Here is a 22,043-nt window from a genome sequence, read left to right as displayed (position 1 = left end):
GCCACATTTTTCAGGCGCAACGACCAACCCCGCGCACTACGCGGCTTCCGGCTTGTTGTTTGAGTCATCCCACATCCCCGCCCCGGACACTCGCCGGGCAAGCAAAATTGAATACGAATCGCTATCAGTTGTTGCGCGCGGGGGAGAAGACGGGGCAGTGCGGGGAATTTTCAGAAATTTCTGAAATTATTTTTGGGGTCGGGATTTGGGGCTGCTGCACAGCCCATCGCCGGCAAGCCGGCTCCCACACCGAGCTGCATTGACCTCAAGCCCTGTGCAGTACCTGTGGGAGCCTGGCTTGCCGGCGATGGGCCGCACCGCGGCCCCGGGGATTTCAAGGTTTATCGAGGACCAACAGCCAAGGCCCATAGCTGCGCACCTGGCCACCATGGGGCCGGACAACTGCGCGTAACGCAGCCTCGGGCTTACGCAGGTCGTACACCCCGGTCACCCGCTTGGCCCCCAGGGCATCGTCCCGCAGCAGCACCTCGCCCGGCACGTATCGCGCCAGCGCCTGCACCACCTCGGCCACCGTCTGGTCATCAGCAATCAACTGCCCTTGCCGCCAGGCTGCAGCCTGCGACGGCACAAAGGCGCGCAGCTGCACCTGCCCATCGGCATACCGCAGGCGCTGCCCAGCCGTCAGTGCATTGGCCAGCAACTGCGCAGCGGCAGTGTCCTCGACCCGTACCGAACCATGCTGCACATCCACCCCTACCCTGCCCGGGCGCAACTCGACGTTGAACGCGGTGCCGGTGACCGTGACCTTCACGTCATCGGCACGCACATGGAACGGCTTGGCCTTGTCGGGCATCACCTCGAAAAACGCCTGGCCAGCCAGCAGCTTCACATCCCGATGATCACCGCTGTAGTCCACGGCAATGGCGGTATCGCTGTCCATCTGCACCACGCTGCCATCGGCCAGGGTGATGTCACGGGTTTCGCCCTGAGCAGTGCGGTAGTCGGCCTGCAAACGCAGGCTCAAGGAAGGCGCGACGGCCACCAGCAAGCAAGCTGCAACGGCCGCACCCAGCCACCAACGCCGGCCTGGTCGGCGCTTGATCGGCAGCGGCAGCACTTCGGCCTTGGGCCACAGTTCGGTGGTGGTCGGCGCCAGTTGGCCGGTAAGCTGCCAGACACGCTCGGCCTTCTGGTAAGCCTGGGCATTGGCCGTGTCGCTGGCGCACCATTGCTCGAACGCCCCCCGCAGCTGAGGGTCATCAGGCGACTGCTGCAGGCGCAGGAGCCAGTCCAGGGCCTGCTCGCGGCGGCTGGAGGTGGGGGCTGCTGACGTCATGTCGGGCAAGTCTCCTGAGGGCTGAAGGGCGCGCAGGGTCGCACAGAGTTACCCCGTTCGGCAAAAGACGCACCAGCCTGGCGTTTTTTCACAGGTCATCCTCCAGGCACGCCATGCAGTGGCTCAAGGCATCGCGCACCAGCTGGTGCACCAGGCTGACGGAGACATTCAGGTGGCAGGCGACTTCTTGCAGGGTATGGCCGCCCAGGCGATGCATCTCGAATGCTACGCGGGTGCGTTGCGGCAGTGCCTCAAGGGCGCGGCTGATGGCAGCCAGCTCGTTCTGCTGGGTAACCACCTGTTCGGGGGATGCGCTGGCCGAAGGCAGTTCGACGAGTATCTCGTCACCACCGGGTTGGACTTTCTCGGTGGCGGTGCGGCGAGTGTGATCGAGTGCCAGGTTGCGCACGATGCGATACAGGTAGCTGGCCGGGTGGCGGATGTCGGCATCGTCCTGCTGGCGGCTGAAGCGCAGCCAGGCTTCTTGCACCACATCCTCGGCGCGGGCGCGGCAGCCTACGATCGGCGCGGCATAGTCGAGCAATGCCGCCCGGTGGGCCAGGTAGAGCTGGAGTTTGTCGTCCGCCACGGGGTGGTATGCCAGAGGGTATCGGGGGCGGCGATGTTACCTGTAGTCGAGAATCATTATCAACAGGTGTATTTGTGTTGGCCTTTTCGCGGGCACGCCCGCTCCCACAGGGACCTCACAAGTCTCGAGGCTTGCACCTTACCTGTGGGAGCGGGCGTGCCCGCGAAGCAGGCGACGCAGTATCAGAGCCTTACACTGGCAAAGGTCGACTCGTTGCGCGCCTGGCTCAAAGCCGCCATCGGTCCGCTGTGCGGCGACAGGGTCATAGCCTGCGGGATCGGCATCATTGCCACCTGCTGCGCAGTATTGGAACCCACACGCTCATCACGCGGCGGAATGCCGAAGTACTCGCGGTAGCACTTGGAGAAGTGCGGCGTGGACACAAAGCCGCACACCGAAGCCACTTCGATGATCGACATCGGCGTTTGCTTGAGCAACTGCCGGGCACGGATCAGGCGCAGCTTCAGGTAATAGCGCGAGGGCGAGCAGTGCAGGTACTTCTGGAACAGCCGCTCAAGCTGGCGACGCGACACCGACACGTACACCGCCAGTTCGTCCAGATCGATCGGCTCTTCGAGGTTGGCCTCCATCAGCGCGACAATTTCCTGCAGCTTCGGCTGGTTGGTGCCGAGCATGTGCTTGAGCGGCACGCGCTGATGATCCTGCTCGTTGCGGATGCGCTCGTAGACGAACATCTCGGAGATCGCCGCCGACAGCTCACGGCCGTGGTCGCGGCTGATCAGGTGCAGCATCATGTCCAGCGGCGCAGTGCCACCGGAGCTGGTGAAGCGGTTGCGGTCGAGGGTGAACAGGCGGGTGCTCATGTTCACCCGCGGAAAGGCCTCCTGCATCGCGGCCAGGCATTCCCAGTGCACGCTGCAATCAAAACCATCGAGCAGGCCGGCACAGGCCAGCGCCCAGCTGCCGGTACACACCGCACCCAGCCGGCGCGACTGCCGGGCCTGCGATTGCAGCCAGGTAACGTGCTCACGGGTGACCGAACGCTGAATGCCGACACCCCCGCAGACAATCACGGTATCAATGGGCGGTGCGTTGGTGATGGCGGCGTCCGGGGTAATCTGCAAACCATCACTGGCCCACACCTGGCCGCCATCGACGGTCAGCGTGTGCCAGCGATACAGCTCGCGGCCGGACAGCTGGTTGGCCATGCGCAGCGGCTCGACGGCCGATGCCAGGGAAATCAGGGTGAAATTGTCCAATAGAAGAAACCCGATGGACTGGGGTGCTGTGCGGTTCTGGGTTGGGTTCCCGGAGGTGTACGACGTCATCGCGATTTCTCCTCACACAAATGCAGGGTGTGCCTCAGGCGAGCACTGATTTCTTGTTATGGCCCCGGTTTCGTGTGCTGGGGCTCGGTTGCCAATCTCAACGCAAACGCCGTGCCTGAAATTGAACGGCTATCCAAAAAAACCTGAAAACGACGCCTTCTTGAGGCAAATCAGGTGCTTTGATCGAGTTGGCCTGGTGTACGCAAACGGGCGTGCTAGGCGCCGCGCGTGTAACGGCTGAGCAATTTGGTGACACGCGCAGTGTAGGTTGCCCAGAAACGACACTCTTGAGTGTCACCGACAATACAGGCACTGATAACGACACCCGACGATCGGTAGGCGCCCAGGCGCACCACAACAGGGCACCCGTTGTTCAATTGCACCTGCTTCAAACTCAAGGGCCTCTTCGCGTTCGCGGGCTTGCCCGCTCCCACAGGTGCAGCACTGCCCTTGAGAGCAATGCAGTACCTGTGGGAGCGGGCAAGCCCGCGAAGAGGCCCTTGAGGTCAGATCAAGCTATCAGCATTCAATGGCGCTGACCGCCAGGCCACCGCGCGAGGTCTCTTTGTACTTGTCGTGCATGTCGGCGCCGGTGTCGCGCATGGTGCGGATCACCTGGTCGAGGGAGATGAAATGCTCGCCGTCACCACGCAGGGCCATTTGCACCGCGTTGATGGCTTTTACCGCGGCAATCGCATTGCGCTCGATGCACGGTACCTGCACCAGCCCGCCGACCGGGTCGCAGGTCAGGCCAAGGTTGTGCTCCAGGGCAATTTCAGCGGCGTTCTCCACCTGTGCCGGCGTTGCACCCAGCACTTCGGCAAGGCCGGCCGCGGCCATGGCACAGGCCGAGCCAACCTCACCCTGGCAGCCCACTTCGGCCCCGGAAATCGACGCGTTCTTCTTGCACAGGATGCCCACCGCCGCAGCACCGAGGAAGAAGTCAACCACGCTGGACTCGTCCACTTCATCACTGAAGCGCATGTAGTAATGCAACACCGCCGGGATGATGCCGGCCGCGCCATTGGTGGGCGCGGTGACCATGCGCCCGCCAGCGGCGTTTTCTTCGTTGACCGCCAGGGCGAACAGGTTGACCCACTCCATGGCGCTCATGGTCGAGCCAATCACATTGGGCTTGCCGATTTCCTGCAGGCTGCGGTGCAGCTTGGCGGCGCGACGGCGCACGTTCAGCCCGCCAGGTAACGTGCCTTCGTACTTGAGGCCGTTGTTGACGCATTCCTGCATGGCGTCCCAGAGCTTGTGCAGGCCAGCGTAGATCTCTTCCTCGCTGCGCCAGACCTTCTCGTTGGCCATCATCAATTGCGACACGCTGAGGTCGTTTTGCTTGCACAGGCGCAGCAACTCGGCGGCGCTGTTGAAGTCGTACGGCAGCACCGTCTGGTCGGCATCCAGCACGCCGCTGGCGGCCTGCGCGGCATCGACCACAAAGCCGCCGCCCACCGAGTAGTAGGTGTCGCGGTGCAGCTCGCCCTGCTCGCCTTCGGCAATCAGGGTCATGGCATTGGGGTGGTAAGGCAGGTTCTCGTCCAGCAGCAGCATGTCGCGAGCCCAGACGAATTCGATGGGCAGGCGCTTGTCCAGTTGCAGGGTGTTGGTTTCCCGCAGGTCGGCGATGCGCGGCACGATCTGGGTAGGGTCGATGGCGTCCGGCCATTCGCCCATCAACCCCATGATGGTGGCGTTGTCGGTGCCGTGGCCAATGCCGGTGGCCGACAGCGAGCCGTACAGGCGCACTTCGACCCGTTTAACACGCTCCAGCTCGCCGCGTTCGCGCAGGCCCTGAACGAACAGGGCGCCAGCACGCATGGGGCCGACGGTGTGGGAGCTGGAGGGCCCGACACCGATCTTGAACAGGTCGAACACGCTGATGGCCATTGTCGATTCACCTCTTGCTGGGCTTGTCTGTGCGCGCCATGCGCACGGCGGGGCAGCTGCTAGGCTCAAACAGCGGGCCGCCTTGAATGCCAGCATCATCGGGCTTTTACCGGCACCCTCGCCGTCTGCAACCGACGTACTTTTGTCCAGCAGCGCCGCACGGTTTTTACAGGGAGAACAAGCCCCGCCTCGCCGTTTTCCGGCGGCCTGGTGACGTAAAAATGCGGCCGAGGGGGTGGAAAAATCCATAAGCGACATCGCCCGTACTGGATACGACCCGTTCCGTACTGGTTACGACCCCACCAGTAGGCGATTGCCCGGCGCTGGAGGATTATCGAAAGCGACTCGTAAAGCACGGCCACGCATCCTGCCCTCTGCAGGCCTGGTCGACCGGACCTTCAGAAAGCCCGGCGACCCACGCGAACCCGAAGACAAAATCACAGGAGTCCATCCATGAAAGGTTCACCCTCGCTGTTGCTGGTTGCGTTGCTGTCTGCGCCTTTGCTGGCCCAGGCTGCCGAGCCCGAGCAGTGTCAGACGGTACGTTTCTCGGATGTCGGCTGGACCGACATCACAGTTACCACCGCGACCACCAGCGTTGTGCTCGAAGCACTGGGTTACAAGACCCACACCAACATGATCTCGGTACCGGTGACCTACAAGTCGCTGGCCGCCGGCAAGGACCTGGACGTGTTTCTCGGCAACTGGATGCCGACCATGGAGAACGACATCAAGCAGTACCGCGATGCCGGCACTGTCGAGACAGTGCGCGCCAACCTGGAAAACGCCAAGTACACCCTGGCCGTGCCCCAGGCGCTGTATGACAAGGGCCTGAAGGATTTCAGCGACATTCCCAAGTTCAAGAAAGAACTCAAGAGCAAGATCTACGGCATCGAACCGGGCAACGATGGCAACCGCACCATCCAGAGCATGATCGACAAGAACGCCTTCGGCCTGAAGGACGCCGGTTTCAAGATCGTGCAATCGAGCGAGGCCGGCATGCTGGCGCAGGTCGACCGCGCGCAGAAGCGTAACGAAGCGCTGGTGTTCCTGGGCTGGGAACCACACCCGATGAACACCCGCTTCAAGATGCAGTACCTCACCGGCGGGGACGAGTTCTTCGGCCCCGACTTCGGCAAGGCGACCGTGTTGACCAACACCCGCAAGGGCTATGCGCAGGAGTGCAGCAACGTTGGCCAGCTGTTGAAGAACCTGTCGTTCGAGCTCAAGGATGAAAGCACCATGATGGGCTATGTCCTGGACGGCAAGATGAAACCCGAGGCCGCTGCCAAGAAATGGCTCAAGGACAACCCAGGCAAGCTGGATGCCTGGCTGGCCGGCGTGACCACTGTGGATGGCAAACCTGGCCTGGAGGCGGCCAAGGCGAAGCTGGCGCAATAACGAAATACGCAATAGCGCTACCTCGGGGCAGGACCGTGCCTGCCCCGGGTTGATTTCAATCTATGCAGGTGGAAGCTCGCTATCATGCTTATCGATCAGAAAATACCCCTGGGTCAGTACATCGCGTCGTTCGTCGAGTGGCTGACCCAGAACGGCGCGAATTACTTCGACGCCATCGCGCAAGGCCTGGAATTCATGATCCATGGGGTCACCAGTGCCCTGACCTGGTTCAACCCATTCGTACTCATCGCCCTGTTCGCCGCCCTGGCGCACTTTATCCAGCGCAAAGTCGGGCTGACCGCGTTCGTTGCGCTGTCGTTCCTGCTTATCTTCAACCTGGGTTACTGGCAGGAAACCATGGAAACCCTGGCGCAGGTCACTTTCGCCACGGTGGTGTGCGTGGTCATCGGCGTGCCGCTGGGCATCCTCGCCGCGCACAAACCGATGTTCTACACCGCCATGCGCCCCATTCTCGACCTGATGCAGACGGTGCCCACCTTCGTCTACCTCATCCCTACCCTGACCCTGTTCGGCCTGGGCGTGGTACCGGGGCTGATCTCTACCGTGGTATTCGCCATCGCTGCGCCCATCCGCCTCACCTACCTGGGCATCTGCGACGTGCCGCAAGAGCTGATGGACGCCGGCAAGGCTTTCGGTTGCTCGCGCCGCCAGCTGCTTACCCGTATCGAACTGCCGCACGCGATGCCAAGCATCGCCGCCGGCGTCACCCAGTGCATCATGCTGTCGCTGTCGATGGTGGTAATTGCCGCCCTGGTCGGCGCTGACGGCCTGGGCAAACCTGTGGTCAACGCACTGAACACCGCCGATATCTCCCTGGGCTTCGAAGCAGGCCTGGCGATCGTGCTGCTGGCGATCATGCTCGACCGTATCTGCAAGCAACCGGAACTGCCGGTAAGGGGTGAGGCATGAGCATCATTCGTTTCGAAGACGTCGACGTCATCTTCTCCAACAAGCCACGCGAAGCGCTGTCGCTGCTGGACCAGGGCAAGACCCGCGAGCAGATCCTCAAGCAGACCGGCCTGGTGGTGGGTGTCGAAAAGGCCAACCTGGATATCAACAAGGGCGAGATCTGCGTGCTGATGGGCCTGTCCGGCTCGGGCAAGTCGAGCCTGCTGCGCTGCATCAACGGCCTGAACACCGTTAGCCGCGGCAAGCTGTTCGTCGAGCACGAAGGCAAGCACATCGACATTGCCCACTGCACCCCCGCCGAGCTGAAGATGATGCGCACCAAGCGCATCGCCATGGTGTTCCAGAAGTTTGCCCTGATGCCTTGGCTGACGGTGCGCGAGAACATCAGCTTTGGCCTGGAAATGCAGGGCCGCCCGGAAAAGGAACGGCGCAAGCTGGTGGACGAGAAGCTTGAGTTGGTGGGCCTGACGCAGTGGCGCAACAAGAAGCCCGACGAGCTTTCAGGCGGCATGCAGCAGCGCGTGGGCCTGGCCCGGGCGTTGGCGATGGATGCCGACATCCTGCTGATGGACGAGCCGTTCTCGGCATTGGACCCGCTGATCCGCCAGGGCCTGCAGGATGAACTGCTGGGCCTGCAAGCCAAGCTGAGCAAGACCATCGTGTTTGTCAGCCACGACCTGGACGAAGCGCTGAAGCTGGGTAGCCGCATCGCGATCATGAAGGACGGGCGGATCATCCAGTACAGCAAGCCGGAAGAAATCGTGCTCAACCCGGCCGACGAGTACGTGCGTACCTTCGTTGCCCACACCAACCCGCTGAACGTGCTGTGCGGCCGCAGCCTGATGCGCAGCCTGGACAACTGCAAGCGGGTCAATGGCTCGGTATGCCTGGACCCGGGTATCGATTCGTGGCTGGACCTGGGCGAAGGTGGCGCACTGAAGCGTGCACGCCAGGGCCAGAACGGGCTGGACATGCAGAACTGGGCACCGGGGCAGGATGTGGAGTTGCTGGAGCGCAGGCCGACCGTGGTGCACGCCGATATCGGCATGCGCGAGGCGCTGCAGATTCGTTACCAGACTGGCAACAAGCTGGTGTTGCAGGATAACGACCGCGTGGTGGGGATTCTTGGGGATACCGAGCTTTATCACGCGTTGCTTGGCAAGAACCACGGTTGAGGCAATTGGGGCCGCTTTGCGGCCCTTCGCGGGCACGCCCGCTCCCACAGGGGTTCAGTGACACCTCTGTGGGAGCGGGCGTGCCCGCGAAGGGCTGCAAAGCAGCCCCAATCAATGGATCAGCGAACGACGATCCCGCGCGAGGCCATGTAGGCCTTGGCCTCTGGCACCGTGTACTCGCCAAAGTGGAAGATACTGGCCGCCAGCACCGCGCTGGCATGCCCTTCCAGAATGCCGTCGGCCAGGTGCTGCAGGTTGCCCACCCCACCCGAGGCAATCACCGGAATACCCAGCGCATCGCTGATGGCGCGGGTAACGCCCAGGTCAAAGCCGTTTTTCATGCCGTCCTGGTCCATGCTGGTCAGCAGGATCTCGCCAGCCCCCAGGCCTTCCATCTTCTTCGCCCACTCGACCGCATCCAGCCCGGTTGGCTTGCGCCCGCCGTGGGTGAAGATTTCCCAACGCGGCTCTTCACCCGGGCCGGACACCTTCTTGGCATCGATGGCAACAACGATGCACTGCGAACCAAAACGGTCCGCCGCCTCGCCCACGAACTCCGGGTTGAACACCGCAGCCGTGTTGATCGATACCTTGTCGGCACCAGCGTTGAGCAGGTTGCGGATGTCCTGCACGGTGCGCACGCCACCGCCCACGGTCAGCGGGATGAACACCTGGCTGGCCATGCGCTCGACAGTATGCAAGGTGGTGTCGCGGCCATCGACGCTGGCGGTGATGTCGAGGAAGGTGATTTCATCGGCACCCTGCTCGTTGTAGCGACGGGCGATTTCCACCGGGTCGCCTGCATCACGGATGTTCTCGAACTTGACGCCCTTGACCACCCGGCCGTTGTCCACGTCCAGGCAAGGGATGATGCGCTTGGCCAGTGCCATGGTTCAGTCCTCAGCCTTGGTAGTTGTCGCAGAAGGCCTGGGCCTCGGCGACATCGAGGGTGCCTTCGTAGATGGCACGGCCGGTGATGGCGCCGATGATGCCAGGGGCCTTGGCGTCCAGCAGGGCCTTGATGTCGCCCAGGTTGTGGATGCCGCCCGAGGCGATGACCGGGATGCGGGTGGCTTCAGCCAGTGCCTTGGTGAACGGCACGTTGCAGCCCTGCATCATGCCGTCCTTGGCGATGTCGGTGTAGACGATCGACGACACGCCATCGGCCTCGAAACGCTTGGCCAGGTCGATGACCTGTACCGCGCTGACTTCGGCCCAGCCATCGGTGGCAACGAAGCCGTCCTTGGCGTCCAGGCCAACGATGACCTTGCCCGGGAAGGCCTTGCACGCTTCGGCCACGAACTCAGGCTCCTTGACCGCCTTGGTGCCGATGATCACGTAGCTGACGCCAGCCTTTACGTAGTGCTCGATGGTTTCCAGCGAGCGGATGCCGCCGCCGATCTGGATCGGCAGGGTCGGGTAGCGCTTGGCGATGGCGGTGACCACTTCACCGTTGACCGGCTGGCCTTCGAAAGCACCGTTGAGGTCGACCAGGTGCAGGCGGCGGCAGCCACCCTCGACCCACTTGGCGGCCATGCTCACCGGGTCGTCGGAAAATACCGTGGAGTCTTCCATGCGGCCCTGGCGCAGGCGCACGCAGGCACCGTCCTTCAGATCGATAGCGGGGATAATCAGCATGCTCTTTCCTTCGTCAATTCAAGCGGCAAGTTGCAAGCGACAAGCTGCAAGCAATGCGCGTCGTGTATTCGATAGGCGATCCAGCTTTGGCTTGAAGCTTGAAGCTTGAAGCTTGCAACTTTCAGCTTTTCTCAAGCGCCCACAGATCACTTTCGATGCTCTCGAACCGCTCCTTGAGGTGCAGCTGAACATCGGCAATCGCCCTGTTGTAGTAATGGGGTGCAATTTCTTTGCTGAACAGCTCGAGAACCTCAGCCACCTCGAACGACCCCAGTTGCAGCTCGAAACGGTCTTCGAGGAAGCGCTTGAGCGTGTCGAGCGCGTCGCGCTCCTGCTCGGGGGCCAGGGTGATGATCGGGGCCTTGGTCTTCGATCTGCTCATTTACCAGCGACCGTCCCAGGCAACGAAGTTCTGCAGCAGTTGCAGGCCATGGGTGTGGCTTTTCTCCGGGTGGAACTGCACGGCAAAGCGCGAGCCGTCGGCCAGCGCTGCGGCAAAATCGACACCGTAGTGGCCGCGACCGACCACCTGGCCCGGCTTGCCGGCATTGATGTAGTAGCTGTGCACGAAGTAGAAACGTGCGCGGTCCGGAATGTCGTGCCACAGCGGGTGGTCGATGGTCTGGCCCACTTCGTTCCAGCCCATGTGCGGCACCTTCAGGTGCTCGCCGTCTTCTTTCAGGTCTTTGCCGAAGAAGCGTACCTGGCCAGGGAACAGGCCGATGCAGTCGACACCGTCGTTTTCTTCGCTGTGCTCCAACAGCGCCTGCATGCCAACGCAGATGCCGAGGAACGGGCGGTCCTGGCTTACTTCGCGCACCAGGCTGTCGAAGCTCAGGCGGCGGATTTCGGCCATGCAGTCGCGAATTGCACCCACACCCGGGAACACCACGCGGTCAGCTTCACGGATGACCGCAGCGTCGCTGGTGACCAGCACCTTGCCAGCGCCAACGTGCTCAAGCGCCTTGGCCACCGAGTGCAGGTTGCCCATGCCATAGTCGATTACAGCTACCGTCTGCATTTACAGGCACCCTTTGGTCGACGGCATTTGCCCGGCCATGCGCTCGTCGAGGGTCACGGCCATGCGCAGGGCGCGGCCGAATGCCTTGAACACGGTTTCGATCTGGTGGTGGGTGTTGTGGCCACGCAGGTTGTCGATGTGCAGGGTGACCAGGGCGTGGTTGACGAAGCCCTGGAAGAACTCCTGGAACAGGTCGACATCGAAGCCACCGACGCTGGCGCGGGTGTAAGGAACGTGCATCTGCAGGCCTGGGCGGCCAGAGAAGTCGATGACCACGCGCGACAGTGCTTCGTCCAGCGGCACGTAGGCGTGGCCGTAGCGGAAGATGCCTTTCTTGTCACCGATGGCCTGGGCGAATGCCATGCCCAGGGTGATACCGACGTCTTCGACGGTATGGTGATCGTCGATATGCGTGTCACCCTTGCACTCGATATCCAGATCGATCAGCCCATGGCGGGCGATCTGGTCCAGCATGTGTTCAAGGAAAGGCACACCGATATCGAATCGGGCCTTGCCACTGCCATCGAGGTTGATCGAGCACTTGACCTGGGTTTCCAGGGTATTGCGCTCGACGGAAGCCTTACGTTCGACCATCACCAGCTCCGCAAAATCATTGGGCGAAAAGGGCTCCATTATAGGCCCAGAACGCGCCGGCTTGAAACGCGGATGACATATGGCAAGGCGAGGAATTACGGGGCCGAATGGCCCTACAGGTCTATACAACCGGGTAATTGGGGCCGCTTCGCGGCCCATCGCGACGCAAGGCCGCTCCTACAGCGACCGCGCAAGCTTGAGGCTCATGCGGTCCCTGTAGTAGCGGCCTTGCGTCGCGAAAGGGGCGCAAAGCGCCCCCACTGGCCATTGCAGAACTATCTCAATGGAACAGCACCGCCGTCTTCTGCAGGGTAACCCACACCCCCCAGGCCAACGGTACGACCACCACCGCCCAGGCCAGCAACACCAGCGGCAGGCTGCCCGGCGCGGCTTTCCATTCCAGCGAACGTGCCTCGTCAGCACCCTTGTCATGGCTCAACGCCCGCTCGGCAGCCAGTTCGGCATCGCTCATGAAATGCTTGTCGGCAACCGGGCGGACCAGCATGTTGCAGATAAAGCCCAGCACCAGCAGGCCGGCCAGAATGTACAGGGTCATGTCGTATGCCGCCGCACGCTCGACCCCCGCCGCCAATTGGTATTCACGCAGGTAAGTGATCAACACCGGCCCCAACACCCCCGCCGCTGCCCATGCAGTCAACAGGCGACCATGAATGGCACCGACCATCTGCGTACCGAACAGGTCCGCCAGGTACGCCGGCACCGTCGCAAAACCACCGCCATACATCGAAAGGATGATGCAAAACGCAGCCACGAACAGCGCAACGTTGCCCAGGTGCCCCATGTTCGGCACCAGGCTGTACAAGCCCACGCCCAAGGCGAAGAAGGCGAAGTAGGTGTTCTTGCGGCCGATATAGTCGGAGAACGACGCCCAGAAGAACCGCCCGCCGATGTTGAACAGGCTCAGCAGGCCGGTGAAGCCGGCGGCGATCGCGGCAATTTGTGCCAGCTGCGCAGTATTGAGCTGGCTGAAGGTCAGTTCGTTACCCAGCAATTTACCCGCGAACACTTCCTGCAGCAGCGGCGAAGCCATGCCGAGAATACCGATGCCTGCCGACACGTTCAGGCACAGTACCAGCCAGATAAGCACGAACTGCGGGGTTTTCCACGCCACACTGACATGCACATGGCGATCGGTAACCATGGCGCTGGCCTTCTTGACCGGTGCAGTCCAGCCTTCGGGCTTCCAGCCGGTGGGCGGCACGCGATAAGCCAAGGCACCCGCCGTCATGAACACGAAGTAGATCGCCGCCATGGCAACGAAACTCTGCCATACACCCACTTCGTGCTCGTTGCCAAAATGCCCCATCAGCGCAGTGGCCAGCGGTGCACCCACCATGGCCCCGCCGCCAAAGCCCATGATCGCCATGCCGGTGGCCATGCCGCGTTTGTCCGGGAACCACTTGATCAGGGTCGACACGGGCGAAATATAGCCCAGGCCCAGGCCGATACCGCCAATCACTCCCGAGCCCAGCCACATCAGCCACAACTGGTGGGTTTTAACGCCAATGGCCGAGATCAGCATGCCGCCGCACCAGCACAGGGCCGACACCAGGCCTGCCTTGCGTGGGCCGGCGTGCTCCAGCCAGCCGCCCAGTACTGCCGCCGAGCAACCGAGGAAGACGAAGAACAGGGTGTAGATCCAGCTCAGCATCGAGATTGGCCAGTCGCACTCCGCGCTGAACAGCCGGGCAAAGAAGCCCATGTCTGCCGCGCAGGCGACAGGGGCAGTGATGCCGAGGGCTTGCGACAGGGGCAGCCAGAACACCGAGAAGCCATAGGCCATGCCGATGCACAGGTGGATGGCCAAGGCCGCTGGCGGGACCAGCCAGCGGTTGAAGCCCGGGCGGGCGATGATGCGCTCCTTTGACAGGAAGCCTGGCGCACTGGCCGAGGCTCCCGTCGCGACGGTACTGGTCATGGATCTGATCCTTCTTATAGGGTGGGTACTCGCAAAGCGGCGCAAGGTTAGCAGAGCCAAGTGACATGAAAGCAATCTGATATCGTGAATTTTTGCTCTGCTGAAACGGTCCTCTCTCCTGCACCGGCCTCTTCGCGGCTAAAGCCGCTCCCACAGGTAAATATCTGACTGAAGAAAGCCGTACCATCTGCTGCAAACGTAGGAAATGCCCTGTATCTCTAGTCGAATAAGCAGGGACATACACGGCGGCGTTATACTCTGCCGCCTGAATTTCACTAACGGACTACAAGGACTCGCCCATGAAAGCGTTCGGCAAAATCCTGGGACTGGGGCTTCTCGGGTTGCTGCTGATCATCGTGGCGCTGGGCTTCGCCCTGACCCACCTCTTTGATCCCAACGACTATAAAGACGAGATTCGCCAGCTGGCACGCGACAAGGCTCACGTCGAACTGACCCTCAACGGTGACATCGGCTGGAGCCTGTTCCCATGGCTGGGCCTGGAACTGCACGAGGCCAGCATTGCCACCCTGGCCAAACCCAAGGAGCCGTTCGCCGACCTGCAGATGCTTGGTTTGTCTGTGCGCGTGCTGCCCTTGCTGCGCCGCGAAGTACAAATGAGCGACGTGCGTGTCGAAGGCCTTAACCTGACCCTGGCGCGCGACGAAAACGGCCATGGCAACTGGGAAGACATCGGCAAGCCGCTGCCCGCGCAGAACGGCACCCCTGCCGATGCCCAGGCCAATGCACCCGTCGAACAGAAACCGGCACCTGCCGACGGCAACGAGCGGGCCGTCAAGCTGGACATCGACAGCCTGACCGTGAATAACGCCCGTGTGCAGTACACCGATGCCAAGACCGGCCAGAACTACAGCGCCGAGAGCATTCAGCTGAGCACCGGCCCGGTCCACGAAGGCGCGAACATTCCGCTCAAGGCCAGCGCCTTCATCAGCGCCAGCCAGCCGAACATCAAGGCCCGCACCGAACTGGCCGGCGAACTGCGCTTCGACCGCAAGCTCAAGCGCTACAACCTCGAAGACATGCGCCTGTCGGGCGAGACGTCGGGTGAGCCCACCGGCGGCAAGACCGTGACCTTTGCCGCCCAGGGCCAGCTGCTGGTCGACCTGGCTGCAAATGTTGCCTCGTGGAACGGCCTGAAAGTGTCGGCCAACCAGCTGCGCGCCCTGGGCGAGCTGAATGTGCGTGACCTGGACAAGGCGCCACAGCTGAGCGGCGGCCTGTCCATCGCCCAGTTCAACCTGCGCACCTTCCTCGACAGCATCGGCCGCCCGCTGCCGGCCACCAACGACCCGGCAGCCTTCGCCAAGCTGGAGCTGGTCACCCGCCTGCAAGGCACGCCGAACAGCCTGGCCCTGGAAGACCTGGCGGTGAAGCTGGATGACAGCACCTTCAGCGGCCGCGTGGCCGTGGAAGACTTTGCCAAGCAGGCCCTGCGCCTGCAGCTTAAAGGCGATACCTTCGACGCCGACCGCTACCTGCCCGCCAAAAGCGAAGAAGCCAAAGGCGCCACGGCGGCACGCCAGGCCGAGGTCAAGCAACAGGAAGCCAGTGCAGTGGCCGGTGCCGGCACAACACCGCTACCAAACGCCCCGACGCAAGTGGCCTGGAGTGACGACAAGCTGCTGCCGGTCGACCGCCTGCGCGCCCTCGACGTGCAGGCCGACGTGGCCTTCGGCGCGCTGACGCTGGACAAGCTGCCAATCGAAGACGCCCAGCTCAAGGCCATCGGCCAAGGCGGCCTGCTAACCCTGCAAACCCTGCGCGGCGAGCTGTACAACGGCACCTTCGAGGCCAAGGGCACCGTCGATGTGCGCCCTGCCGTACCGCAGCTTGGCGTCAACACCACTGTCCAGCGGGTGCCGGTGGAACACTTCATCAAGACCGAGGGCAAAGAGCAAACGCCACCGGTGAAGGGGCTGCTGACGCTGACCAGTGATCTGACAGCCACCGGCAACAGCCAGAAGGCACTGGTCGACACCCTCAACGGCAGCGCAAACTTCACCATCAACGACGGCGTGCTGGTCAATGCCAACCTCGAACAGCAGCTGTGCCAAGCCATCGCCACGCTCAACCGCAAGACCCTGAGCGGCGAGCCACGCGGCAAGGACACCCCGTTCCAGGAGCTGCGCGGCAGCCTGGTGGTGCGCAATGGCGTCGCCAGCAACCCAGACCTCAAGGCGCGCATCCCGGGCCTTACCGTCAATGGTCAAGGCGACCTCGACCTGCGGGTGCTGGGCATGGACTACAACATTGGCGTGATCGTTGAAGGCGACCAACGCGCCATGCCGGACCCGGCCTGCCAGGTCAATGAGCGCTATGTGGGCATTGAAGTGCCGCTGCGCTGCCGTGGCCCGCTGGAGCTCGGTGCAAAGGCGTGCCGCCTGGACCAGGGCGGCCTGGGCAAGATCGCCGCCAAGCTGGCCGGCAACCGCCTGAAGGACAAGCTGGATGAAAAACTTGAAGAAAAACTCGGAGACAAAGTGAGCCCGGAAGTAAAAGACGCACTCAAGGGGCTGTTCAAGCGATGAGCCCCGAGCAGTTCTCCAGCGCTGTGCTGGACTGGTATGACGAGCACGGTCGGCACCACCTGCCCTGGCAACAGGGCATCACCCCGTACCGGGTTTGGGTGTCGGAAATCATGTTGCAGCAGACCCAGGTCAGCACCGTGCTCAACTACTTCGACCGCTTCATGCAGGCCCTGCCCACCGTGCAGGCCTTGGCCGAGGCGCCGGAGGACGAAGTGCTGCACCTGTGGACGGGGCTGGGCTACTACACCCGAGCACGCAACCTGCAAAAGGCTGCAAAAATCGTCGTCGAGCAACATGGCGGCGAGTTCCCGCGCAGTGTCGAGCAGCTTACCGAGCTGCCCGGCATTGGCCGCTCCACCGCCGGGGCCATTGCCAGCATCAGCATGGGCATCCGCGCGCCAATCCTGGATGGCAATGTCAAGCGCGTGCTGGCCCGCTACACGGCCCAGGCCGGCTACCCCGGCGAGCCCAAGGTGGCCAACCAGCTGTGGGCCACGGCCGAGCGCTTTACCCCGCAGCAGCGCGCCAACCACTACACCCAGGCGATGATGGACATGGGCGCCACGCTGTGCACCCGCAGCAAGCCCAGCTGCCTGCTCTGCCCGTTGCAGCGTGGCTGCGAAGCGCACCTGCACGGCGAAGAAACCCGCTACCCCGAGCCCAAGCCGCGCAAGGCACTGCCACAACGGCGTACGCTGATGCCGCTGCTGGCCAACCACGAAGGCGCCATCCTGCTTTATCGCCGCCCTTCCAGCGGCCTGTGGGGTGGCTTGTGGAGCCTGCCGGAACTGGACGACATCGCCCAGCTCGACGACCTGGCCTACCAGCACAGCCTGCGCCTGGCTGGCAGCCACGCCATGCAAGGCCTGACCCATACCTTCAGCCACTTCCAGCTGGCAATCGAGCCCTGGCTGGTGCGCGTCGACCTGGTCGGCCAGCACGTGGCCGAGGCTGACTGGCTCTGGTATAACCTCGCCACCCCGCCGCGCCTGGGCCTTGCCGCCCCGGTGAAAAAACTGCTGAAACGCGCGGCCGACGAACTGATTGCAGGAGACGCCCGATGACCCGCACCGTGATGTGCCGCAAGTACAAAGAAGAACTGCCAGGCCTGGAACGCCCGCCCTACCCCGGCGCCAAGGGCCAGGACATCTTCGACCACATCTCGGAGAAAGCCTGGGAAGACTGGAAGAAACACCAGACCATGCTGATCAACGAAAAGCGCCTGAACATGATGAACGGCGAAGACCGCAAGTTCCTCCAGGTCGAGATGGACAAGTTTTTCGCAGGCGAGGAATACGCCCAGGCGGAAGGCTACGTTCCACCCTCGGAATGACCCCACGAATCGTAAGCGACGGAATTAATTTAAAATTTTTTCAAAAAGTCGTTGACGGGCCGCCAGAAAATCTATTTAATTCACCTCGTCGCCCAGATAGCTCAGTCGGTAGAGCAGAGGATTGAAAATCCTCGTGTCGGCGGTTCGACTCCGTCTCTGGGCACCACCTTCAAGCTTCTGGTGGTTGCAAAGTTACCCGAAGCGACAACAAGAAACCCGCCTAGTGCGGGTTTTTTGTTGTCTGTGATTTCTATCCCGTGGGGCAGCAATCAAGCCACCCCTGTGGGTTACCAGCCATTGTCAGAAGTTAGCCATGGCACTGCAGTACTCAGCTTTTGTGACCTGCACCGGCGCCTCTGCCCCCAGTTGCTGCAGCTTCACGCCGCAGGCACTGTAGCCATGGACCACCACTTCGTAATCGGCGCCCTTCTGCGGCACGAAGTAGAACATGCCCAGGCAGTTGGTGACGCTGTTGTAGCTGCCACGGCCACCATCTAGAAAGTGCAGAGTGAATGGCTTGCCGGCCGGAACCAGCACCTCACTGACCACATCACCCTGCATGGCAGTAGCGCCCTTGGGCATACCCAGGCTTTCGCCATTGCGGTCGGCGAAGCCCTTTTGTGGAACGGCAATCACCCCTGCCCCCGGGCTGTACCAGTCGACGCAGTCCTTGCCAGGCACGGCACGCACCATGCCATCGGCGATCACCCGCAGCCGCGCGGTATCACCAGAGGTCGGAGAGCCATATGGGGTGTTGAACGACTTGACTGCGGCGATGTTGCCGCAGGCGCATAGCGCCATAGTCAGCAGGCAAAGCGAGAGCGCTGTTTTCATCCGTGAAGTCCTCGTCAGTAGATACCGGGCATCCGGCAGCGTGACTAAGACCCTCGCATGCCGCTTGGGTTTCGCAGGCAAGTGCGATTCAATGCACGCACTTTTCAGACACACCCAAGGACTCACTCGATGGCCACCCCTACCAAGCAACAGAAACGCGCCAAGCGCGCCGCCAGCAAGGCCAAGCAGAACCGCATGGTACGCAGCGGCCAGGCGGTCAAGGCCAGCGCAGGCGACAGCGCCAGCGTCGAGCAGGTGTACAACAAGGCCATGGAGTCGGGCAGCTACGACGCGATGTTCAGCAAGATGAAGGAAGCCCAGGAAAGCGGCGGCCTGGTGCCGATGATTTCGGTATTCCTGGTTGACCCGCTGCTGGCCTTGGTACTGAAGGGCCACAAGGAAGAGCACGCCACCGACTACATCGTGCTGGTGTTCAATGCTTACCGCAAATGGCTGGACGGTGCCGACGAAGAGGCCACCATGGCCTGGCTGGAAAGCGATGAGTTCCAGGCAGCCTATGTGGCGGCCTCGGAGCTGGTGGCCAAGCAGCAACAGCAGCAGAAGCAGTTTGGCTGACAGGGCCATGTAGCCTGTACCGGCCTCTTCGCGGGCTCGCCCGCTCCCACAGGCTAAGCACAAGCCTGAGGGCAACGCCGCACCTGTGGGAGCGGGCATGCCCGCGAAAGGGCCGGTACAGCCAATAAAAAAGGCCGCACCCTTCACAGGGCACGGCCTTTTCATTGCAGCCAGCGTGGATCAGTTATCCAGCGCCACCCGCCCGGCAGCCTCACGCTTGCGGTGCACCAGCAAGCCAGCCGCCACCACACCAATGCTCAGCAGTGCAGTCGCGATGATCTCCGCACGGTGATCCTCACGCAGCGCCATCACCACCAGGATGGCAACGATGAAGGCAATGGTCGCCCAGGTCAGGCCAGGGAACAGCCACATCTTGAAGGTGATCTTCTCGCCACGGGCTTCACGCTGGGCACGCATGCGCAGCTGCGACACGGCAATCACCAGGTACACCAGCAGGGCAATCGCGCCAGAGCTGGCCAGCAGGAATTCGAACACCTGCGCCGGGGCCACGAAGTTGGCGAACACGCAGAGGAACGCCGCTGCGGTAGACATCAACACAGCCACGTGCGGGGTCGCCGCCTTGGTGGTGCGCTGGGCGATGGCCGGGGCGTCACCACGCTTGCTCAGCGAGAACAGCATGCGCGAAGAGGTGTACAGCGCCGAGTTCAGGCAGCTGGTCACGGCAATCAGTACCACGATGTCGACGATCAGCTTGGCATTCGGCACGCCGATACGGCTCAGCACGGTCTGGTAGGAGCCCAACTCAGCCAGGGCCGGATCATTCCACGGCACCAGGGCCACCACCAGGAAGATCGACACCAGGTAGAACAGGCAGATACGCCAGATCACCGAATTGGTGGCGCGGCTGATCTGCTTGCCCGGGTCCTTCGACTCGGCTGCGGCGATGGTGACGATTTCAGTGCCCATGAACGAGAACATGGTGGTCAGCATGGCTGCCAGCACTGCGCCCAGGCCGTTAGGCATGAAGCCTTGGGTATCGAACAGGTGGCTGGCACCGCTCACCTGGCTGCTCGGTACAAAGCCGAACATGGCAGCACAACCCACGGCGATGAAGCCGATGATCGCCAGCACCTTGAGCAGGGCGAACCAGAACTCGAACTCGCCGTAGTTCTTCACGCTGCACAGGTTGGTCAGGGTCAGTGCCAGGGTAATGATGAGGGAGAACGCCCACAGGTCAACCGCAGGGAACCAGGCATGCAGGATGGCGGCAGCGGCGTTGGCCTCCAGCGGAATCACCAGCACCCAGAACCACCAGTACAGCCAACCAATGGTGAAACCGGCCCAACGCCCGATGGCGCGGTCGGCATAAGTAGAGAACGAGCCGGTGTCAGGCGAGGCGACCGCCATTTCACCCAGCATGCGCATCACCAGCACGACCAGCGTACCGGCGGCGGCGTAAGCCAGCAGCACGGCAGGGCCGGCCGCTGCGATGGCGTGGCCGGAGCCGACGAACAGGCCGGCACCGATGACGCCAGCAATGGACAGCATGGTGACATGCCGTTGTTTGAGCCCCTGAGCGAGGTCATTGGAATTGTTACCGCTCATTGAAACTACCTTTGTAAGGAGTGGACCACTCCGACTGCGGGTACGGAGCGCGCCAGGGGTTGACCTAGGCGTCGCTGCAATCGGCGGTTTCCTACTGGCAATTAGCGCGCCATGTGCTGAATGCATTCGTCAGAAAATTCTGCGGGCCTTTCAGGGCGCGGTTTGGAGGGCTTTCGGCCATACCTTGACCGAAAGCACGCCAAATCATCGGATTACTGAAATACCCACTTACAAACGCACCAAAGGTGCTCCCCGGTAACACCTGTGCACCGCCGCAATGCAAAAAAGTGCAACCCCGGGGTACAACCTTGTGAGCTTATGGAGGCCTTCGCGGGGGAACCGCCGCCACTGGGATCGCTTGGCCTTAAGGTCAGGTTTAACCTGCGAATGGGCCGAAAGCGCTTCCATGAGCGGGCCAAAGCTGGCACCATCGCGCCTTTTTTCATCAAGGCTCTGGTGCTGGGCGACACCTTCGCGGACATCTGCGCGACGTTACGCTGTAGCGATGCGACAAACTGCCCCACCAGTGCCCACAGTCCCCGGCGACCCTGTTGGCCGTCATAATGCCGCTATGCTAGCTTGGCGCACGCCAGGAAGGCCGCCAACAGCTGGGAACGCACCCGAACACATGAGGACCGCACATGGCTCAGGCCACGCCCGCGCTGGAAATCCGCAACTTGCACAAACGCTACGGCGAGCAGGAAATTCTCAAGGGCATTTCGCTGACCGCACGCGACGGTGACGTGATCTCCATCCTGGGGTCGTCCGGCTCCGGCAAGTCCACCTTGCTGCGTTGCATCAACCTGCTCGAAAACCCGCACCAGGGTGAAATCCTGGTTGCTGGCGAAGCACTCAAGCTCAAGGCCGCCAAGAACGGCGACCTGATCGCTGCCGACAACCGCCAGATCAACCGCCTGCGCAGCGAGATCGGCTTCGTCTTCCAGAACTTCAACCTGTGGCCGCACATGTCGATCCTCGACAACATCATCGAGGCGCCGCGCCGCGTGCTCGGCCAGAGCAAGGCCGAGGCCATCGAAGCCGCCGAAGCACTGCTGAACAAGGTTGGCATCTACGACAAGCGCCACAGCTACCCCGCCCAGCTTTCCGGTGGCCAGCAGCAACGTGCTGCCATCGCCCGCACCCTGGCCATGAAGCCCAAGGTCATCCTGTTCGACGAGCCCACCTCGGCGCTCGATCCGGAAATGGTCCAGGAAGTGCTTAACGTTATCCGCGCACTGGCCGACGAAGGCCGTACCATGCTGCTGGTAACGCACGAGATGAGCTTTGCCCGCAATGTGTCCAGTGAAGTGGTCTTCCTGCACCAGGGTCTGGTAGAAGAGCAGGGATCGCCACAGCAGGTCTTCGAGAACCCGAGCTCGGCGCGTTGCAAGCAATTCATGTCCAGCCACCGCTAACGGA

The 22,043-nt window shown here is 62.3% G+C and carries 20 protein-coding genes and 1 tRNA gene; 9 read left to right on the top strand and 12 right to left on the bottom strand.

Translation table 11 applies throughout. From position 1 onward, the window contains the following. Positions 1 to 334: 334 nt before the first annotated feature. The 4 genes from ACIQUI_RS00785 to ACIQUI_RS00770 form a co-directional block, all read right to left on the bottom strand. Entirely contained in the window at positions 335 to 1,297 is a 963-nt protein-coding gene (locus tag ACIQUI_RS00785; protein ID WP_403194201.1) for a FecR family protein, read from the bottom strand. Between the two features lie 88 nt (positions 1,298 to 1,385). Next, positions 1,386 to 1,886, bottom strand: a complete 501-nt coding sequence (locus tag ACIQUI_RS00780; protein ID WP_403194199.1) for a sigma-70 family RNA polymerase sigma factor — start codon at positions 1,884 to 1,886, stop codon at positions 1,386 to 1,388. A 182-nt stretch (positions 1,887 to 2,068) separates the two neighbouring features. Continuing rightward, positions 2,069 to 3,175: a GlxA family transcriptional regulator gene (locus ACIQUI_RS00775; protein WP_403194197.1), complete on the bottom strand. Its 1,107-nt coding sequence runs from the start codon at positions 3,173 to 3,175 to the stop codon at positions 2,069 to 2,071. Positions 3,176 to 3,694: 519 nt separating this feature from the next. Then, entirely contained in the window at positions 3,695 to 5,071 is a 1,377-nt protein-coding gene (locus tag ACIQUI_RS00770) for an L-serine ammonia-lyase (RefSeq protein ID WP_403194195.1), read from the bottom strand. 453 nt (positions 5,072 to 5,524) lie between these two features. Between ACIQUI_RS00770 and choX the strand changes: the two genes are divergently transcribed. The 3 genes from choX (at position 5,525) to choV (ending at position 8,577) form a co-directional block, all read left to right on the top strand. Beyond that, on the top strand, positions 5,525 to 6,472 hold the full coding sequence (choX, locus tag ACIQUI_RS00765; RefSeq protein WP_403194193.1) for a choline ABC transporter substrate-binding protein: 948 nt from the start codon (positions 5,525 to 5,527) through the stop codon (positions 6,470 to 6,472). An 81-nt stretch (positions 6,473 to 6,553) separates the two neighbouring features. Further along, a complete protein-coding gene (gene choW / locus ACIQUI_RS00760) occupies positions 6,554 to 7,402 on the top strand; it encodes a choline ABC transporter permease subunit (protein ID WP_403194412.1) in 849 nt (282 codons plus the stop codon). Further along, positions 7,399 to 8,577, top strand: a complete 1,179-nt coding sequence (choV, locus tag ACIQUI_RS00755; RefSeq protein ID WP_403194191.1) for a choline ABC transporter ATP-binding protein — start codon at positions 7,399 to 7,401, stop codon at positions 8,575 to 8,577. Before choW ends, choV begins: the two co-directional genes overlap by 4 nt. A gap of 119 nt (positions 8,578 to 8,696) precedes the next feature. Here the strand turns inward: choV and hisF are convergent, their stop codons facing one another. The 6 genes from hisF to ACIQUI_RS00725 form a co-directional block, all read right to left on the bottom strand. Beyond that, positions 8,697 to 9,467 carry an imidazole glycerol phosphate synthase subunit HisF gene (gene hisF / locus ACIQUI_RS00750; protein ID WP_079226229.1) on the bottom strand — a complete coding sequence of 257 codons (771 nt, stop codon included), beginning with the start codon at positions 9,465 to 9,467 and terminating at the stop codon, positions 8,697 to 8,699. Positions 9,468 to 9,477: 10 nt separating this feature from the next. Beyond that, complete coding sequence (gene hisA, locus ACIQUI_RS00745) at positions 9,478 to 10,215, bottom strand: 1-(5-phosphoribosyl)-5-[(5-phosphoribosylamino)methylideneamino]imidazole-4-carboxamide isomerase (protein WP_016714501.1); 738 nt, start codon at positions 10,213 to 10,215, stop codon at positions 9,478 to 9,480. Between the two features lie 121 nt (positions 10,216 to 10,336). Continuing rightward, complete coding sequence (locus ACIQUI_RS00740; protein ID WP_403194188.1) at positions 10,337 to 10,597, bottom strand: DUF2164 domain-containing protein; 261 nt, start codon at positions 10,595 to 10,597, stop codon at positions 10,337 to 10,339. Next, entirely contained in the window at positions 10,598 to 11,236 is a 639-nt protein-coding gene (gene hisH, locus ACIQUI_RS00735; RefSeq protein WP_403194186.1) for an imidazole glycerol phosphate synthase subunit HisH, read from the bottom strand. It abuts the gene before it with no gap. Then, positions 11,237 to 11,830 carry an imidazoleglycerol-phosphate dehydratase HisB gene (gene hisB / locus ACIQUI_RS00730; protein WP_009682881.1) on the bottom strand — a complete coding sequence of 198 codons (594 nt, stop codon included), beginning with the start codon at positions 11,828 to 11,830 and terminating at the stop codon, positions 11,237 to 11,239. 280 nt (positions 11,831 to 12,110) lie between these two features. Next, positions 12,111 to 13,769: an OFA family MFS transporter gene (locus tag ACIQUI_RS00725; RefSeq protein WP_403194184.1), complete on the bottom strand. Its 1,659-nt coding sequence runs from the start codon at positions 13,767 to 13,769 to the stop codon at positions 12,111 to 12,113. A gap of 299 nt (positions 13,770 to 14,068) precedes the next feature. Between ACIQUI_RS00725 and ACIQUI_RS00720 the strand changes: the two genes are divergently transcribed. The 4 genes from ACIQUI_RS00720 to ACIQUI_RS00705 all read left to right on the top strand — a co-directional run bounded on the left by ACIQUI_RS00720 (position 14,069) and on the right by ACIQUI_RS00705 (position 17,814). Beyond that, on the top strand, positions 14,069 to 16,315 hold the full coding sequence (locus ACIQUI_RS00720) for an AsmA family protein (protein ID WP_403194181.1): 2,247 nt from the start codon (positions 14,069 to 14,071) through the stop codon (positions 16,313 to 16,315). Beyond that, positions 16,312 to 17,379 (top strand): A/G-specific adenine glycosylase, encoded by a 1,068-nt coding sequence (gene mutY, locus ACIQUI_RS00715; RefSeq protein ID WP_403194179.1) that lies wholly within the window; start codon positions 16,312 to 16,314, stop codon positions 17,377 to 17,379. The genes ACIQUI_RS00720 and mutY overlap by 4 nt, the downstream gene beginning before the upstream one ends. Next, positions 17,376 to 17,648, top strand: coding sequence for an oxidative damage protection protein (locus ACIQUI_RS00710; RefSeq protein WP_391128347.1), 273 nt, complete (start codon positions 17,376 to 17,378; stop codon positions 17,646 to 17,648). The genes mutY and ACIQUI_RS00710 overlap by 4 nt, the downstream gene beginning before the upstream one ends. Before the next feature lie 90 nt (positions 17,649 to 17,738). Beyond that, positions 17,739 to 17,814, top strand: a tRNA-Phe gene (locus tag ACIQUI_RS00705). A gap of 134 nt (positions 17,815 to 17,948) precedes the next feature. Here the strand turns inward: ACIQUI_RS00705 and ACIQUI_RS00700 are convergent. Next, the gene (locus ACIQUI_RS00700) at positions 17,949 to 18,482 is read right to left on the bottom strand and encodes a hypothetical protein (RefSeq protein WP_403194177.1); all 534 of its coding nucleotides are present in this window, start codon (positions 18,480 to 18,482) and stop codon (positions 17,949 to 17,951) included. Between the two features lie 129 nt (positions 18,483 to 18,611). Between ACIQUI_RS00700 and ACIQUI_RS00695 the strand changes: the two genes are divergently transcribed. Beyond that, complete coding sequence (locus ACIQUI_RS00695) at positions 18,612 to 19,058, top strand: hypothetical protein (protein ID WP_403194175.1); 447 nt, start codon at positions 18,612 to 18,614, stop codon at positions 19,056 to 19,058. Between the two features lie 180 nt (positions 19,059 to 19,238). Here ACIQUI_RS00695 and gabP read toward each other — a convergent pair whose 3' ends face one another. Further along, the gene (gabP, locus tag ACIQUI_RS00690) at positions 19,239 to 20,624 is read right to left on the bottom strand and encodes a GABA permease (RefSeq protein ID WP_403194173.1); all 1,386 of its coding nucleotides are present in this window, start codon (positions 20,622 to 20,624) and stop codon (positions 19,239 to 19,241) included. A gap of 641 nt (positions 20,625 to 21,265) precedes the next feature. On the opposite strand from gabP, the gene ACIQUI_RS00685 reads away from it, so the two are divergent. Then, positions 21,266 to 22,039 (top strand): ABC transporter ATP-binding protein, encoded by a 774-nt coding sequence (locus ACIQUI_RS00685; protein WP_403194171.1) that lies wholly within the window; start codon positions 21,266 to 21,268, stop codon positions 22,037 to 22,039. The last annotated feature ends 4 nt before the right edge of the window (positions 22,040 to 22,043 follow it).

It is taken from the genome of Pseudomonas sp. NPDC090592, from assembly GCF_044769185.1.
In the GTDB taxonomy this organism is placed as follows: Bacteria; Pseudomonadota; Gammaproteobacteria; order Pseudomonadales; family Pseudomonadaceae; genus Aquipseudomonas.
This window is presented reverse-complemented; position numbering and strand designations above follow the sequence as displayed.

What these genes read in the sequence shown, in the direction of transcription:
- ACIQUI_RS00720 (WP_403194181.1), top strand. Translation starts at nt 14,069, where the DNA reads ATGAAAGCGTTCGGCAAAATCCTGGGACTGGGGCTTCTCGGGTTGCTG.
- ACIQUI_RS00685 (WP_403194171.1), top strand. Translation starts at nt 21,266, where the DNA reads ATGGCTCAGGCCACGCCCGCGCTGGAAATCCGCAACTTGCACAAACGC.
- choV (WP_403194191.1), top strand. Translation starts at nt 7,399, where the DNA reads ATGAGCATCATTCGTTTCGAAGACGTCGACGTCATCTTCTCCAACAAG.
- hisF (WP_079226229.1), bottom strand. Translation starts at nt 9,467, where the DNA reads ATGGCACTGGCCAAGCGCATCATCCCTTGCCTGGACGTGGACAACGGC.
- hisB (WP_009682881.1), bottom strand. Translation starts at nt 11,830, where the DNA reads ATGGTCGAACGTAAGGCTTCCGTCGAGCGCAATACCCTGGAAACCCAG.
- hisA (WP_016714501.1), bottom strand. Translation starts at nt 10,215, where the DNA reads ATGCTGATTATCCCCGCTATCGATCTGAAGGACGGTGCCTGCGTGCGC.
- ACIQUI_RS00740 (WP_403194188.1), bottom strand. Translation starts at nt 10,597, where the DNA reads ATGAGCAGATCGAAGACCAAGGCCCCGATCATCACCCTGGCCCCCGAG.
- ACIQUI_RS00725 (WP_403194184.1), bottom strand. Translation starts at nt 13,769, where the DNA reads ATGACCAGTACCGTCGCGACGGGAGCCTCGGCCAGTGCGCCAGGCTTC.
- choX (WP_403194193.1), top strand. Translation starts at nt 5,525, where the DNA reads ATGAAAGGTTCACCCTCGCTGTTGCTGGTTGCGTTGCTGTCTGCGCCT.
- hisH (WP_403194186.1), bottom strand. Translation starts at nt 11,236, where the DNA reads ATGCAGACGGTAGCTGTAATCGACTATGGCATGGGCAACCTGCACTCG.
- ACIQUI_RS00785 (WP_403194201.1), bottom strand. Translation starts at nt 1,297, where the DNA reads ATGACGTCAGCAGCCCCCACCTCCAGCCGCCGCGAGCAGGCCCTGGAC.
- gabP (WP_403194173.1), bottom strand. Translation starts at nt 20,624, where the DNA reads ATGAGCGGTAACAATTCCAATGACCTCGCTCAGGGGCTCAAACAACGG.
- ACIQUI_RS00700 (WP_403194177.1), bottom strand. Translation starts at nt 18,482, where the DNA reads ATGAAAACAGCGCTCTCGCTTTGCCTGCTGACTATGGCGCTATGCGCC.
- ACIQUI_RS00775 (WP_403194197.1), bottom strand. Translation starts at nt 3,175, where the DNA reads ATGACGTCGTACACCTCCGGGAACCCAACCCAGAACCGCACAGCACCC.
- ACIQUI_RS00710 (WP_391128347.1), top strand. Translation starts at nt 17,376, where the DNA reads ATGACCCGCACCGTGATGTGCCGCAAGTACAAAGAAGAACTGCCAGGC.
- ACIQUI_RS00770 (WP_403194195.1), bottom strand. Translation starts at nt 5,071, where the DNA reads ATGGCCATCAGCGTGTTCGACCTGTTCAAGATCGGTGTCGGGCCCTCC.
- ACIQUI_RS00695 (WP_403194175.1), top strand. Translation starts at nt 18,612, where the DNA reads ATGGCCACCCCTACCAAGCAACAGAAACGCGCCAAGCGCGCCGCCAGC.
- mutY (WP_403194179.1), top strand. Translation starts at nt 16,312, where the DNA reads ATGAGCCCCGAGCAGTTCTCCAGCGCTGTGCTGGACTGGTATGACGAG.